This window comes from Pseudoalteromonas sp. PAB 2.2, assembly GCF_001938575.1.
Taxonomy (GTDB): Bacteria; Pseudomonadota; Gammaproteobacteria; order Enterobacterales; family Alteromonadaceae; genus Pseudoalteromonas; species Pseudoalteromonas lipolytica.
In genome coordinates this window covers 203,988-220,290 of sequence record NZ_LYPI01000008.1, presented here as the reverse complement: position 1 = coordinate 220,290, position 16,303 = coordinate 203,988, and the positions used below count along the sequence as shown (strand labels likewise).

Below are 16,303 nucleotides of genomic sequence, written 5' to 3'. Positions count from 1 at the left end.
TATTTAACCTTTGAGCCACATCGACAATTTATTGCGTAATGTGGCTTGTTTGATGGGTTTTGTAATGTAATCGTTCATGCCAACACTTAAACACTTTTCTCTGTCGCCAGCCATGGCACTGGCTGTCATCGCAATGATGATCACATCTTGATAAGCATCGCCTGCTTTACCTTGTCTGATTTCCTTTGTGCAGTCATAACCATTTAAGTTGGGCATTTGACAGTCCATTAAAATTAAATCGAATATTGTCTTACTATTTTTCAAAAGTTCTAATGCTTCAAAGCCATCATTGGCTGATTCAATAGTCACATTGCTGTCGCGAAGGATGGCTTTACTCACTTCAATATTAATTAAATTATCATCAACGATAAGAATATGTTTATCGCTCAAATCAATTCTAACTTGCTCTTTATCTGTGCTTTTAACATGCTCAACAAACTGCTGACTATTATTCAATAATAGCGCTAATCGATAGCTTAATTCATCAGGCGTAATGGGCTTTGCAATCACCATTACATTAGCTGGTAAGTCATATTTTTTGGCAAGTGACGACATAACCCCTAAGATGAGTGCATGTTTTTGCAGATGATTTCTCGCCCAATTCAACACTCGCTCGAATAAGGGATGTTTGTGCTCAACAATCACTAAATCAAGTAACTTAAGTTCAGCCTCTGTCACGTTATTTAACCTAAGTAGCTGTTTGGGTGCGGGCTCTGATAGCACAGTAAGTTGTTTTTCAAGGTTGGTTGCCAATTTATCGTACTGCACCGCGATACCCATCCGTTTTTCAGCTAATGCAGCAATAACACTGTGTTGTATGGATATGTCTGAAGGTGCGACACAAACACTCGCGATAAAACAGCTGCCCTTACCTTTTTCGCTTTCTACTATGATATCACCGCCCATAAGTTGGGATAACTTGCGACTGATTGACAAACCAAGGCCGCTTCCACCGTAATGACGCGTTGTACTCGAGTCTTCTTGGGTAAACACCTCAAATAGCTTATCTTGATTCTCTTTTGAAATTCCAATCCCAGTATCACACACCGAAAAATTCAACATTAACTCATTTTTCTCAACAGACAGCTGTGTAACTGTCAGGCTAACATGCCCTTGGTGAGTAAATTTAAAAGCGTTACTTAACAGGTTATTTAAGATTTGTTTTAGTCGATGACTGTCACCCATAACCGTTCTTCGTGTAATGCCACTGCAATCAAAAAGTACTTCAATGCCTTTTTTCTGTCCTTGCACTGCCATCGATGTCACTAAATCACTGCACACAGATACCACATCAAATTCGTGACAGTCTAAATCGAGTTTGCCTGCCTCGATTTTCGAAAAATCAAGAATATCGTTTATCAGCGTCATTAAAGAATTAGCGCTACTATTCGCGTAATGTAAATATTTTTTTTGCTGTGGGGAAAGCAGTTCTTCTTCAAGCATTTCTAGCATACCGAGTACACCATTCATCGGGGTCCGAATTTCATGGGAAATATTGGCAACAAACTGACTTTTAGCTTTACTTGCCGCTAATGCTTTTTCGGTTGCTTCTTCAAGCTCGGCTGTGCGCATCTTTACTTTTTCTTCCAGTGAACCATTGAGCTTTTCAAGCTGATGTTGAGCACATTTCAGCGAATCAATATTGCGTAATATTGCCGCAATTTGAAATTCTTGATTAGCCGCATCAAAAATAGGAGCCATGGTAATCGAAAAGTAGTGGGTATTTTCATCGGCAATATGTATCGCTTCGAATGAGCACCGTTTTCCTTCTTTAAGTGCCTGAGCAATGCCCTGAAAATCTTCGTCATTGTAGTTAAATAATTCATCAAATTGGGTGTGTTGCTCTTCAATACCAAAAAACTCTTTCGCTGTTTTATTCGCATTATCGATAACACCGTTTGCTTTTATCATAATAATGGCATCGGATGAGCTTTCGATTATTTTGCTATTCTTCTCCTTAAGAAAGCTTAGCTCGAGTTTACGATTAATATCTCGCTGGTAAATAATGAACAAGATAACGACTACTACAATGATCAAACAGAGCATGGCTATAAATCTGTAGCGCTTTTGCTTTATTTCATACAGTAAGTTTTCAGTATCAATTGCCACTGCTATCGTTAACGGCTCCATTTGAATACCATTTTGAAACGCTATCTCCTCTTTCAAAAAAAGCCTGTCAGGTAAGTTCACCACGTCAAAGAGATCAACGTGCGCCATATCATGATTACTATTAAATTCTTCGTACCAAAAATGCGCATCGCCTTTTTCAAAACTAAAACGGTATGCTTCATTTGGATGATAGATAAATTGTTGTTTTGCATTTAAAAGAAAAACATTAAATTTTCGCGGGGTTCCTTCTATTAAACCTTGAATTAAATCGTCTGCATAATAGTTAATGATTAACACCGCGAAAGGGTCACCATTGGCATCTTTAATCAGCTTAGAGACTCGGTACGTGCTTACATAAGGCACTTGAAGTGCGCCGTTTTCACGATTGTAATTAATAGGTGACACATAAATATGGCCATTAGTTAATTGACGGGTGATTTGCATGTAATCACGCTGACCTTTGTGCTGTAAATTTTGCTCAGCAATACGGCTGACTTTGCCGTTTATGTTGTCTACACGTACAACCTCTTTGCCGTTATCAGCGACATATATGTAGCGTGCTTGCGCTAAATCTTTGTCGGTTGCCATAAACCCGCTAAATATTTTAGCTAAGCGGTCTTTCCAGGCTGAAATGGGCGTGCCTAACACAGGGTCGATATTATTTTCATTTGTGGCCCGCATAATCGCCATGATCGGCGGGGTTGCATCAAGGAAGTTTAAAGCTGAAATATTCTCTCTTAACGTCGTAGTAAAGGTCGACTTTTTTGCTGAAAGCTCTCGCTGCATTTGCTCATAAGTTCGTTTGTAGACATCTTCACGCGTATCAATTTCATATTTTACGGTTGCTAAGCACGCCATTATGACAAGGACAATAAATGCAAATATAGGTAACTTGTGTAGCACTATTAAACGCGATAATTTTTCAGAATCCATTGAACAAAAAGCCTTATTTACCACCTTGTAAATAGTATAGGAGAATTTCATGATAAAGATGGGGGAAAGATAAAAAATTATAATTAATTATGACTACCTACAGCAGCGTTCGCTAGAAACGAAAAAAGCACCAAAACGGTGCTTTTAATCGTATAAATAACTGACTTATTGACTATCTAAATAGCACGTCTTCTTTATTAAACCACTTAACGCAGAAAGCCAATAACGCCCCCGCTACAATAACGGTGGCTAAGAAAATGAGCCCAACGAGGGTGTAATCAACAGTGCCTTTAATAATCTCTTTAATCGCTAAAGCAACATTCGTTACCGGAATAAACGCCGTTTTGCTGGTGAGCTCTACGTTAGGCATTAGCGCAATCATAATCGGGAAAATAACCCCAATACTCAGCGGTGCCATGTAGTTTTGTGCTTCTTTAAAGGTACGTGCGTAAATAGAAATCGCGAGCGCAAGCGATGAAAAAATGGCCGCAATTGGAACGAGTAATATAAAAATCAATCCCAAATCAAACACAGTTAATGAGCTAAATGCTGTTTTAACAACGGCTAAATCAACAAATGCGATAGCAACAGACACCCAAATTCCCATACTGAGTACCGTAATCGTCGTTGTTGCGATAGATGAAGCGAGTAATGTAATAAATTTACCAAGAACCAGCTGCGTACGCGTGATTGGCGTAAGTAAAAGAGTTTCCAGCGTACCGCGCTCTTTTTCTCCCGCACCTAAATCAATCGCTGGGTAGGTTGCGCCCATTAAAACCAGTGGGATCAATAAATAAGGAATAAACCCGCCAATTTTTTCACCCAGATTTTCACGTTTATCAGCCGTATCCACTTTCACGACTTTTATAGGCTCGATAATCGCAGCCTGTTGCTGCTCTGATACACCAAAACTTAACAGCTTGGTAGTACGCAGTTTATCGCCATACTCTTTGGCAAGTTCTTTTACACGGTCAAACAAAAAGTTAATCGCTTTTGCATCGTTATACACGACTTGCCATTCACTCTGTTTGGCATTATCTAACGTTTGTTTGGCATCTGAGGGTAAGTATATCCCCATGTCAATCGTGCCAGCTTTAACTGCATTTGTTAAATCTTCAACTGAATTGAACGTTTCTTTGCCTTTATACTGTGAAAAGCTTTTATGATAAAAAACTTTGTCTGTAAACTCTTGTGCGTATTGACCATTAATAATGGCGTAGGTATGCACTTCTTGCTCAGCCTCTAACGCAGCCTGCGAGCTAATAAAGGCCATAATTGCAAATAACAATGGAAAAATAGCAACAGGTAGCGCAACCACAAATATGAGTGTTTTACGGTCGCGTAATAGCTCTTTTAATTCCTTTTTAAATACTTCAAACATCACGACTCTCCGTTAAAATATTCATAAACGCTTGGTTCAGTACGTCACTTTGTCCTGTTTGTTTAAATTCATCTAACGTGCCATCAAAGCAGCTAAGCCCTTGATTAATTACTGCGACACGGTCACATAACAAGGCGACTTCATCTAAATGATGCGTTGAAAAAATAACCGGTGTGCCCTGCTCTTTCAGGCCTTTAATAAAGTTAATAACGGTTTGTGTGGTCATAATATCAAGGCCAGTGGTTGGCTCGTCAAGTATGACGACGTCTGGCTGGTGGATCACTGCACGCGCTATATTGGCTTTTTGTTTCATACCTGTAGAAAGGTTTTCGGCGCGTTTATCAATAAAACTGTGCATATCGAGTAAAGTAAACAATTCGTCACAACGTGATGCAATCAGTTTTTTATTCATACCATGCAGGCGTGCAAAGTATTCTACATTTTCTTTGACGGTTAATCGCCCATACAAGCCAGTGCTGCCTGATAAAAAGCCAATTGATTTTCGTCCAATCAATGGCTTTTTAACAATATCGTGACCAGAGATAGTAATACTGCCCTCATCTGGTTTCAATGCGGTAGAAATCATTCTAAGTGTCGTTGTTTTACCCGCACCATTTGGACCAAGCAAACCCAATACTTCACCTTTATCGCAGTGAAAACTGACATCTCTTACAGAGTGAAAAAATTGCTTATCTTCACGGGGATCGATTTTATCCGTGTTGTTTTTTTTATGATCTTTCGTCAGCTTAAATTTCTTTTTAAGCCCTGCTACTTCAATCATGTTCGTTTCCTTCGTTTTGGTCTAAAGTAATCTGTATTACTGTAAAATTCTGGATTTTCATTGTCGGTCCACCACCCTGGCACACCTAACAAAGGGAGTGGCGATAAGTTTTTATTATCGCGCAAACAATCATCAAACTTAATCATCTCATAAAGGCGTTGATCTAGATATGCATATTGACTGCTTAAATCTTTACAAAATATGTCATCAGGAACAACGATAAACAACGCCTTGCCTGTCAAACCTATATAAGGTTGAGTGAGCATTTCATAATTTGCATGACCAAACATATAAGGACGAATAGTGCGCCCCCATTCTTCGCGCTTATCAACAAATGCATGTTCCCATTGATGATCACGCAATTGTTGCTGCCATTGCGTGTGTGTAATTGCAAGCACAACACCACATTCATCAAACAATGTTAGGGCGTTTCGGTGTTTACTTCGCTCTTTTAGACCATGTAGTTTAATTTCTTCAATATGTTGATGGTTTATCAGTGACTTTGTTTTTGGAAACAAACACCAAATAAACCCACCAAAGAGATCGTGCCAATTCTGTTGACGCGTCGGCACGTGGCCCGTTTCGAATATAATTTGTTCATAGTAACGGCTTTCATCAGCAAACTGCTCGTCTTCAACAAAGCGAATAGCTTGGCCTTGTGACGTTGTGGCATTTAAAAATTGTGAAAACCATTGGCAACTCGGCCAATCAGTCAATTCATGAATTTTGAATAAATCGGCTAAGTCGGCAAATGCGCCGGTGGTTAAATACTGTGTTGACCACTGCTCTGGCGGTGTAAATCGTTTCATGGGCTATTACATTTAACTTCTTGAAGCTTTACGCTAGTTTACCGTAAAAACTGGTTCTCATTAATAGAACCTCATATACTATTGCCATCTTAAAACAAAAAAAGAGCTATTATGAAACGCTATTTTCCAATGACAGTACTCGCAAGCGCTATTCTTGCAGGCTGTGCTTCAACAAGTATTACTTCTGATGATGTAGAAAAAGCCTATCAAAGCATTAATTCAGCACAATTAGCTGAGCATATTAAAGTGCTTGCTTCAGATGAGTTTGGTGGTCGTGCACCTTCATCAAAAGGTGAAGAATTAACCCTTGCTTACCTAACAGAACAATTCAAAGCGCTTGGTTACCAACCAGGTAATGGTGATAGCTTCTTACAAGAAGTGCCTCTGGTATCTCTTGAAGCCGACCCTAACATGGTCCTTACTATCGGTGGTAAAGATTATGAGTATAAAAAAGACATGGTCATGGGCAGTAGCCGTATCAGCGCACAACAAAGCATCAAAGATTCTGAACTCGTGTTTGTTGGTTACGGTGTTAACGCCCCTGAATATAACTGGAACGACTACGAAGGCTTAGACGTTGAAGGTAAAACAGTGGTTATGCTGGTCAACGACCCTGGTTTTGCTACAAAAGATCCGGCGCTATTTACCGGCGATGCGATGACCTATTATGGTCGTTGGACGTATAAATATGAAGAAGCGAGCCGCCAAGGTGCCGCAGGTGCAATTATTATTCACGAAACCGCACCGGCCTCTTATCCTTGGTCTGTGGTTGAAAACTCATGGAGTGGCGAACAGTTTGGTTTTCAAAAAGAAAACAACAATATGGACCGTGTTGCTGTTGAAGGTTGGGTAACGACAGATGTCGCTAAAGAGCTTTTCACAAAAGCAGGCTTAGACTTCGATACCATGAAAGCCAACGCAGCAAAAGGTGCATACCATGTTGATATGGGCGATTTAACCGCAAGCGTAACTGTAAATAATACAATTAAAAAGTCGATTTCATATAACTTTATTGCGACTCTGCCTGGCAGCGAAAAACCAGACGAGCATGTTATATATTCAGCTCACTGGGATCACTTAGGCACTGATAAAACCCGTAAAGGTGATCAGATTTATAACGGTGCGCACGATAATGCGACAGGCACTGCGGGTTTAATTGAGGTTGCTGAAGCATTTACAAGTTTACCGAAGCACCCTAGCCGCTCAATGACCTTTTTAGCTGTTACCGCTGAAGAGCAAGGCTTACTTGGCTCTAAGTATTACGCTGCTAACCCCGTTATTCCTGCTAAAAATACTGTTGCCAACATTAATATGGATAGCTTGAACTTGCTCGGTAAAGTAAAAGATATCAGTGTTGTTGGTATTGGTAAGTCAGAAATGGACACGTTATTAGAAACGGCAGCTAAGGCACAAGATAGAACTGTTTCGGGCGATCCTAAACCTTCATCAGGTGGCTACTACCGCTCAGATCATTTTGCATTTGCAAACATGGGCGTGCCTGCAATGTATGCAGGCGGTGGAAGTGTTGCTTTTGATGAAGAAACGGCCACTTACCGCAAGCGCATGAGTTTAGTGCTTCGTGGTTGTTATCATCAACCTTGCGATCGTTACCGTGATGAATGGGATCTTTCAGGCGCAGTTCAAGACCTTCAGTTATTCTATCAAGTTGGTTTTGATATCTCTGAGCGTGAAGAATGGCCTAAATGGAATGAAAGCTCAGAATTCCAACGCAAATAGATGCAAATGATATTGATTTTCATTTAAAGTAATAATACAGTGTAATCTGATTAATTTTTAGGTTGCACTGTATGATTTTATTAACACAATCGAGATTCTTTTCTCAAAAAGCGAGGTGTTATATTACGGACAATAAGCGCTTATTCTTGCCCCTTTTAATTCTTATTGCCCTTGTTGTACCAGCAACTCGCGGGTTTACCTTACAAGCATTAAGCGATGCTTTTTTTCAGGTTTCTGTTTTCGTAGCCGCAACCCTATTAATCTATTACTATTTAATTGATCGCCTTCCCCAACTGCAATTAAGCTATTTACGCGCAAGATCTGGTTTTTTAGAGGTGAGCTTTGCCTCTATATTGGGCGCATTACCCGGTTGTGGCGGAGCAATCATTGTTGTCACTCAATTTACTAAACGACAAGCAAGCTTTGGTTCTGTGGTTGCGGTATTAACAGCCACAATGGGTGATGCTGCATTTTTACTACTCGCAACCCGCCCACTTGATGGCCTTATTATGATGCTTTTAGGCGTGTGTGTGGGCATCATCAGCGGACAAATCGTTAACCTTTTTCATAGTCGGCACCGCTTTCAGCCTTCACAGCCAAGCGACTATATTGAAGAGCCACAATGTCAGCCAAAAGCAATCCAATTTAGCCGACCTATTTGGAAGTTTTCACTGCTCCCAAGTGTGATCATCGCTTTTTTAATTGCTATGAATGTTGAGCAAACACTTTTTAGCCAACCTATTATCGATATCATCAGTGTGTTTGGATCGATAATGGCCTTGTTTGTGGTTGTTATCTGGGCGTTGTCGTCAAAAGGTCAAAATTACAAACAAATTACCAGCGAAGAAGCGCCCTGCACCCCACCTTCAAAGTTAACGAAAGTCTTGATGGATACACACTTCGTTACTGCCTGGGTTGTCGCTTCGTTTATGGTATTTGAGATTTTTGTTAATGTGGTGGGTGTTGACCTGACTGGTTGGTTTTCTGACTATGCCTATTTAGCCCCCTTGATAGCTGTTGCCATAGGACTGCTTCCGGGTTGCGGACCACAAATTGTGGTTATGACTCTTTATATTCAAGGCATTATTCCGTTTAGCGCGATGGCTGCAAACGCAATCTCTAATGATGGTGATGCCCTGTTCCCTGCAATAGCGCTGGCTCCACGAGCCGCAGTGGTCGCCACTGTTTATTCGTCTATCCCAGCCTTGATTGTTGGTTACGGTTTATATTTTTACGGTCTTTAGTGTAGAGATTAAACGCACAATGCCCTATGAAAACAGGGCATTGTGTGACGCGTGCTATTTAGGACATGGGCCGTACTGATTGTGTTCTTTTTCTGAGTCTAAAACACAGAACACAATAACGATAAGCACACCAACAACAGGTAATAAATACAAAAGCTGCCACCAACCTGACCGGCCAGTATCATGAAGACGTCTGGTGGTTGCACTTAATGATGGTATAAAAAGCGCTAATGCATAAATACTGCTAATAATCTCTTCGCCCAGTAAGCTATCAATTAAGCCGCAAAGCATCGCAAATAGCAGGTAAAAGAGGATAAACATCCAATAAGACTGACGACGTATGCGCCCGGTAAAGTCGGCATATCTATTCAACGCTTCTTTAAAGTGCTCCATTTAATTCCTTGTAAAATATCGTTATTTATACACATTCACTTAAACATCATACATAAAAAAACCAGCCGAAGCTGGTTTTTTAATAACGAATAAATTAGCTCATTGCCATCATCATTTTTGCGGGATCTTCTAAGTAAGATTTCCACAAATTATTGAATCGAGCAATAGTACCACCATCGATAACACGGTGGTCACCAGACCAGCTCACTTGCATAATAGCTGCCGATACCACATGACCATTTTCATCAAAGCGCGGTAAATGCTGTAATTTACCTAATGCGACAATTGCCACCTCAGGCTTATTGATGATCGGGGTTGCAATTGTGCCACCAATCGCACCAATATTAGAAATACTGATTGTTCCACCCTTTAAGTCATCAGGTGATACACGACCATCACGAGCGGCTTCTGTTAAACGAGTAACTTCGTTTGCAACATCTACAATGCTCTTCGACTGGCATGATTTAATATTAGGCACTAATAAACCAATCTTCGAATCTACTGCCATACCAATATTATGATCATCAAAGTACGTCAACTCCGTACACTCATCGTTTACTTGCGAGTTAAGCACTGGGAACTGCTTAATTGCAAGCGACAACGCTTTGATAAAAAATGGCATCATAGTGAGCTTAACGCCCTGCTGCTTATACTGCTCTTTTAAATCAGTACGCAGTGCAATAAGTTTTGTTAAATCGATTTCGTCACAGAATGTAAAATGAGGAATTGTCGATACTGACGCAACCATTTGCTTAGCCATCGCTGCTTTAATGCCTTTAATTGGCTCAACACGGCTTCCGCCTGTCGCTACCACAGGTGTTGATTGTGATGTTGCTGACGAAACAGTTTCAGTGCGTGCTTGGCTTTGACCCTCATTTAAGAAGTCTTCAATATCCTGCTTATAAATACGGCCATTTTTACCCGAACCTGGCACTTGCGTTAAATCAACATCTAGCTCACGGGCTTTACGACGCACTGCCGGTGATGCAACTGCTTTTTTGTTAAGCTGTTTATTTGCAGCAGGCGTTGCTGGTTTTTCTGAAGGTTTATTGGCCGCGTTAGTTTGCGCTTTAACAACCGCTGAGCTGACATCAGGCTCGGCAGTATGACCTTCGATACTCATTTGGAATAACGGGCTGTGAACCGCAGCAATATCGCCTTTTTGATAGTATAGCTTTTCGACTTTACCCGTGTATTTAGCCGGAATTTGAACCAAAGCTTTGTCTGTCATCACATCACAAACGGCTTGATCTTCTACTATTTCATCGCCTTCGCTGACTAACCACTCAACGATTTCGCATTCAACAATACCTTCACCAATGTCTGGCAAGATAAAGTCTTCTAAATACGAGCCTGAGGTTGCAGTTTGCGGTGTTGGCTGGGCAGCGGTATCGTCTGCAGCTTCAACTGTTTGGCTTGGCGTTTCACCATCAACATCCATTGCAAATAAAGGAGCATGCACTTTTGCAATATCACCTTTTGCGTAATATAAATTGCTGATCACACCATCGTGCACTGCAGGAATTTGTACAAGTGCTTTGTCGGTCATTACGTCACAAATAGGCTGATCTTCTTTTACCGTATCACCCTCTGCAACTAACCACTCAACGATTTCACACTCTACGATGCCTTCGCCGATATCTGGTAAGATAAAATCTTTAGACATACTGACTCCTAAAACTCAACTGATTGCTTAATCGCAGCAAGCACTTTGTGCGCATCTGGCACATATTCTTTTTCAAGGGCGAGTGGGTACGGCGTATCTAAACCACACACACGCGCAATTGGCGACTCTAAGTGTAAGAAACACTCTTGTTGAATAGTCGCAACAATCTCGGCCCCAAAACCATTGGTAATTGGCGCTTCGTGGCTAACAATTAGACGCCCTGTTTTAGTAACAGATTTAGCAATTGTTTCAACGTCCCATGGTAAAATTGTACGTAAGTCAATAACTTCACAACTAATACCCTGTTCAGCTGCTTTTTTCCCTGCGTCTTCAATGATTTCCATCTGCGCACCCCAAGCAAGTAAGGTAACGTCAGTACCTTCTTGAACAACTTCGGCTTTACCAAGCTCAATGCTGTAATCTTCTTCAGGCACTTCACCGGTTGATGCACGGTATAAACGCTTAGGCTCAAAGAAAAGAACCGGGTTGTTGTCCTTGATTGATGCACGTAATAAACCTTTAGCTTGATAAGGGTTACGTGGCACAACCAATTTTAAACCTGGGGTATGTGCAAAATAAGCTTCAGGCGATTGTGAATGATATAAACCACCTGCAATCCCGCCACCATACGGCGTGCGAATTGTTAAATTACCCACGTTAAATTCATTACCACTGCGGTAACGGAATTTAGCTGATTCATTCACAATTTGGTCAAATGCAGGGAAAATATAATCAGCAAATTGAATTTCTGCTAATGCAGGCGCACCGAATGCAGCAAGGCCATTGGCAAAACCTAAAATACCTTGCTCAGTCAAAGGTGTATTAAATACACGATGCTTACCGTATTTCTCTTGTAAGCCTGAGGTTGCACGGAATACACCACCAAAATAGCCAACATCTTCACCAAAAATACAGGCATTTGGGTGCTCTGCCATGGTGATATCAAGGGCAGAATTAATTGCATGAAGCATGTTCATTTTAGCCATTACTTTAATCTCCCTGCAGTCGTTGGATAAGCATCAGGATGCTGCAAAATGTGTTGTTTTAATTCTTCGTATTGTTTTTGCAGTGATGGAATTGGCGTATCGTATACATCAGAGATAAGTTCTTCTAACGCTGGTTTCGCTACTTTTTCTGCACGTTTAAGTGCCGCTAAAATTTCTTCACGAATGGTTTCTTTATCTTTCGCATCTTGGGCTTCATCTAACCACCCCTGCTTAAGTAACCACTTGCGAAAACGCTCAATTGGGCAACCTTGATGTTTGGCTTCTTCGTCTTTACTGCGGTAACCACTTGGATCATCACTCGTAGAGTGTGCACCTAGTCGATAAGCAATCGACTCAATCAGTACCGGCTCACCATGAGTTGTAACGATTTCACGTGCTTTCTTAGTCGCAGCATAGACAGCAAGTGCATCTGCACCGTCAACTCGAATAGTTTTAATGCCATAACCAACACCGCGTGATGCAATACCGTCACCTTTAAATTGCTCATCTGCAGGCGTTGAAATCGCATAGCCATTATTACGTGCAAAAAAGATAACAGGCGCTTTATGAACCGCAGCCATATTCAAACCGGCATGGAAATCACCTTCTGAGGCAGCACCTTCACCAAAATAACAAATAGTGATGTTATCAATCGTGCTGTTTAAATCACCCGTTTCTGCATCAATGTGACGTACTTTTTGACCGTATGCGTAACCCGTAGCCTGCGGGATTTGTGTCCCTAGCGGCGACGATATAGTCATATAGTTAAGTTCGCGAGAGCCATAATGGATTGGCATTTGGCGACCTTTACCTAAGTCTTTCTCATTCGAGAACATCTGATTCATAAATTGATCTAGGCTAAAACCACGATAACGTAATGCTGCTTGTTCGCGGTACTGCGCCATAATCATGTCATTTTGATCAAGCGCTGCAGCCGAGGCAGTCACCGCCGCTTCTTCGCCTAAACATTGCATATAAAAACTAACACGACCTTGACGCTGTGCCGCTTGCATACGCTCATCAAGCGCACGAATGAATCGCATTGTCTCATAAAGACGAATTGCGGTGTCTTTGTCGATATCAGGTGCTGTTGCACCTTCATAGATGTCGCCTTCCTCATTAAGAATGCTTAATGTAGGGATTTTTAATGCGTGACCATCAATAAATGACAGTTCATGATTAATATTCAGCGATACGTTATTTGGATTACTCATAACCTACCTTCTTTCGTTGTCAGATACATACGCAACTGCCCTTATTTGAATTTTTATCAGCAAAAGCTGTAAGGATAAAGTTTGCGTAATTTTCAATCTATTTAAATTAAACTGCCGACACTTTACGTTAACGTAAGTTGTTATTCAACTAATCATAGACGAATAGTCGATAAATCGCTAAACATGCATGGAAAGTTAACTATACAACAATAAATTTTATTTAATATCATATAGTTAACTGTATTTTGGTGGGTGTAAATGCAACTATTTTAAATAAAGTTGCTATCAACTTGCATTGGAATAACCGTCAATAATGCACGCTGACCTAAGGCTACATCAGCATTTGGGAAGATTATAGCTTCACCCTCAACCTCAGCCACATACCTGGTCTGACCATCAGTTGCTAATAATTCACCTTTCGCGAAGCCCGTAAAATTTTCTACGTCATCTGCGAATGGAAAACTAAAGTCTTCGCACGTTCGGTTTATTGTTCTATAAACTGAAAAAAGCTCAAAATCAGATGCATTAAACTCACCATATTCAACACTTTCTTGACTAATTAATGCAATTAAAGTTTCTTTGGTTTTCGCAAAGCGTGACATATCATTCTCACCAAACGCTTTAACTTGACCGAGCTCAACGGTAAATGAGTCAGCGCCATGGACAAATGACGAGTAGTAGCTAAAGGTTGTCGCTGCCGACTTCATCATTAATACGGTGTTTACGCCACAGCTTAATAAAAACTGCAATTGTGATTTTTTCCACGGTTTGCCATGTAAGTACGGATACACAGCAAATTTTTCATTTTTTGAACCACGAATAGCAGTATGCAGATCATAATGACAACGTGCGCTACCTTCGCTGCCACGACTAAAAAAGTCACTGACAACATCTTCTAATTGTTTTGCGCGCACACGCTCAGGGTTTGAAGCAATGCCCTCTTGGGTATGATGACCATTGAATAAACGATTTAAGTTTTCTTCAACAAATCGCTTACCGATATTTATTGATTTTGGGTTACCAAAAATAAACAGCACGCGTTGTTTTAAGGTCATCTCTTCTTTAATTATCGCACTAATTAACTGATCGCAAATTTCAATTGGCGCTGTTTCATTACCGTGTATCGCACTTGATAACACAATATCTTTATTGCTTACTGTTGCAGGCTGAAACTCGATAATCCCCGTGTCATGGACAGTCACATTTGTCCCATTCGTTAACGTGAATGATGAATAAGGTAATGAAAATTCGTTTTCACGAGTTAAGCTTAGAAAATCACCCGACGCTTTAAGCGCATCCAGGTAAGTAGCTGATGAGTAGCTCATGGTCTGATCCTAATATTACGTGAGAGTAGAATACAAAAACGGCTGATTAAATCAGCCGTTATAATAAAAAAGAAAGATAAATTAGCGGATAACAGAATCAACTAATTTTTTGGCTTCTTTTTCTAGTAATGCGAGGTGTTCTTCACCTTTGAATGATTCAAGGTAAATTTTATAAATATCTTCCGTACCTGAAGGTCGCGCAGCAAACCAACCATTTTCAGTTACGACTTTTAAACCACCTATCGCCGCGTTGTTACCCGGTGCATGGGTCAGCTTTTGAATGATTTCATCACCTGCAAGTGTATTGGCTTTCACATCGTCAGCTGATAACGCTTTTAGGCGCGATTTTTGTTCAGCATTCGCAGGCGCATCGATACGCTTATAAATCGGCGCACCAAACTCTTGTTCAAGCTCTTTGTAAAGCGCTGAAGGTGTTTTGCCTGTTACCGCTAAGATCTCAGCAGCTAGTAAGCCAAGAATGAAACCGTCTTTGTCTGTATTCCACACGGTACCATCAAAGCGCAAGAATGAGGCACCTGCACTTTCTTCGCCACCAAAGGCTAAAGCGCCACTACTTAACCCTTCAACAAACCATTTAAAGCCAACCGGCACTTCTTTTACTTTACGGTTGTTGCGCGCAACGACCTTATCAATCATGCCGCTTGAAACAAGCGTTTTGCCAATTGCCACATCTGCAGACCAATCGCGGTGATTTAATAAATAATCAATCGCAACAGCAAGGAAATGGTTTGGATTCATTAAACCATCCGGTGTCACAATACCGTGACGGTCGTAATCTGGGTCATTACCAATACTGATATCGTAATCGTCTTTCAGGGCAATTAAATTCGCCATGGCGTAAGGTGACGAGCAATCCATACGAATTTTACCGTCTTTATCAAGCGGCATAAATGCAAAACGTGGATCGATTGACTTATTTACGACCGTTAGGTCTAAATTGTATTTTTCGGCAATCACTGGCCAAAAGTTAATACCTGACCCCCCAAGTGGGTCGATACCAATTTTAATTTTAGCGTCACTGATGGCTTTCAAGTTAATGATATTCTCTAAATCATTAACGTACGGCGTGATCAAGTCTTGATATTTAATAAAGCCTGAGCGAGACGCTTTTGCAAAAGGAAATAACTCCACCTCAACAAGGTCTTCTAATAAGAGTTGATTTGCTCTGTCTTCAATCCATTTGGTAACGTCTGTGTCTGCTGGGCCACCATTTGGCGGGTTATACTTAAAACCACCATCTTCGGGTGGATTATGAGAAGGTGTAACAACAATCCCATCTGCTAACTCATTTTGGTTCACTTTATTATGTGACACTACCGCGTGGCTAATTACCGGCGTTGGTGTGTATTCATCATTCTCTTGCGTAATCACTTGTACTTCATTAGCAACAAGGACTTCGATTGCAGAGTTAAATGCCGCTTCACTTAATGCGTGAGTATCTTTACCTAAGAAAAGTGGTCCAAAAATATCGTTTTCTTTACGAAAATCACAAATAGCCTGGGTGATCGCTAAAATATGCGACTCATTAAACTTTACATCGTACGAGCAACCACGATGGCCAGACGTACCAAAGGCAACGCAATGCTCTGGATTTTGTTCTAGATCTGGTTCATTTAAATAGTAGGCTGAAACCAGCTTTGGTACATTGACTAAGCTTTCTTGAGGTGCAGTTTTACCTGCATCTGGATGAATCGCCATAATATT

Annotated in this window: 12 protein-coding genes; 2 read left to right on the top strand and 10 right to left on the bottom strand. The window is 40.8% G+C overall.

Going from position 1 to position 16,303, the window contains the following annotated elements; translation table 11 throughout:
• Positions 1-3: 3 nt before the first annotated feature.
• From BWD47_RS05035 to BWD47_RS05020, 4 genes are all read right to left on the bottom strand, one after another.
• Positions 4-3,042: an ATP-binding protein gene (locus BWD47_RS05035; protein WP_083633635.1), complete on the bottom strand. Its 3,039-nt coding sequence runs from the start codon at positions 3,040-3,042 to the stop codon at positions 4-6.
• A gap of 172 nt (positions 3,043-3,214) precedes the next feature.
• A complete protein-coding gene (locus BWD47_RS05030) occupies positions 3,215-4,423 on the bottom strand; it encodes an ABC transporter permease (RefSeq protein WP_075593547.1) in 1,209 nt (402 codons plus the stop codon).
• Positions 4,416-5,204 (bottom strand): ABC transporter ATP-binding protein, encoded by a 789-nt coding sequence (locus BWD47_RS05025; RefSeq protein WP_036968282.1) that lies wholly within the window; start codon positions 5,202-5,204, stop codon positions 4,416-4,418. The genes BWD47_RS05030 and BWD47_RS05025 overlap by 8 nt, the downstream gene beginning before the upstream one ends.
• The gene (locus BWD47_RS05020; RefSeq protein WP_036968279.1) at positions 5,201-6,013 is read right to left on the bottom strand and encodes a DUF3025 domain-containing protein; all 813 of its coding nucleotides are present in this window, start codon (positions 6,011-6,013) and stop codon (positions 5,201-5,203) included. Before BWD47_RS05020 ends, BWD47_RS05025 begins: the two co-directional genes overlap by 4 nt.
• 111 nt (positions 6,014-6,124) lie before the next feature.
• On the opposite strand from BWD47_RS05020, the gene BWD47_RS05015 reads away from it, so the two are divergent.
• Together BWD47_RS05015 and BWD47_RS05010 are read left to right on the top strand one after the other, a co-directional pair.
• Positions 6,125-7,750: a M28 family metallopeptidase gene (locus BWD47_RS05015; RefSeq protein WP_036968276.1), complete on the top strand. Its 1,626-nt coding sequence runs from the start codon at positions 6,125-6,127 to the stop codon at positions 7,748-7,750.
• A 71-nt stretch (positions 7,751-7,821) separates the two neighbouring features.
• The gene (locus tag BWD47_RS05010; RefSeq protein ID WP_036968273.1) at positions 7,822-8,994 is read left to right on the top strand and encodes a putative manganese transporter; all 1,173 of its coding nucleotides are present in this window, start codon (positions 7,822-7,824) and stop codon (positions 8,992-8,994) included.
• A 54-nt stretch (positions 8,995-9,048) separates the two neighbouring features.
• Here the strand turns inward: BWD47_RS05010 and BWD47_RS05005 are convergent, their stop codons facing one another.
• The 6 genes from BWD47_RS05005 to pgm form a co-directional block, all read right to left on the bottom strand.
• Complete coding sequence (locus BWD47_RS05005) at positions 9,049-9,387, bottom strand: DUF805 domain-containing protein (protein WP_065979958.1); 339 nt, start codon at positions 9,385-9,387, stop codon at positions 9,049-9,051.
• Between the two features lie 94 nt (positions 9,388-9,481).
• Entirely contained in the window at positions 9,482-11,053 is a 1,572-nt protein-coding gene (locus tag BWD47_RS05000; RefSeq protein ID WP_065979959.1) for a dihydrolipoyllysine-residue acetyltransferase, read from the bottom strand.
• 8 nt (positions 11,054-11,061) lie between these two features.
• Positions 11,062-12,039: an alpha-ketoacid dehydrogenase subunit beta gene (locus tag BWD47_RS04995; protein ID WP_075593546.1), complete on the bottom strand. Its 978-nt coding sequence runs from the start codon at positions 12,037-12,039 to the stop codon at positions 11,062-11,064.
• Positions 12,039-13,253, bottom strand: a complete 1,215-nt coding sequence (locus BWD47_RS04990) for a thiamine pyrophosphate-dependent dehydrogenase E1 component subunit alpha (RefSeq protein WP_036968259.1) — start codon at positions 13,251-13,253, stop codon at positions 12,039-12,041. Before BWD47_RS04990 ends, BWD47_RS04995 begins: the two co-directional genes overlap by 1 nt.
• Before the next feature lie 269 nt (positions 13,254-13,522).
• On the bottom strand, positions 13,523-14,578 hold the full coding sequence (gene astE, locus BWD47_RS04985) for a succinylglutamate desuccinylase (protein WP_036968256.1): 1,056 nt from the start codon (positions 14,576-14,578) through the stop codon (positions 13,523-13,525).
• A gap of 81 nt (positions 14,579-14,659) precedes the next feature.
• On the bottom strand, positions 14,660-16,297 hold the full coding sequence (pgm, locus tag BWD47_RS04980; protein ID WP_075593545.1) for a phosphoglucomutase (alpha-D-glucose-1,6-bisphosphate-dependent): 1,638 nt from the start codon (positions 16,295-16,297) through the stop codon (positions 14,660-14,662).
• Positions 16,298-16,303 lie beyond the last annotated feature (6 nt).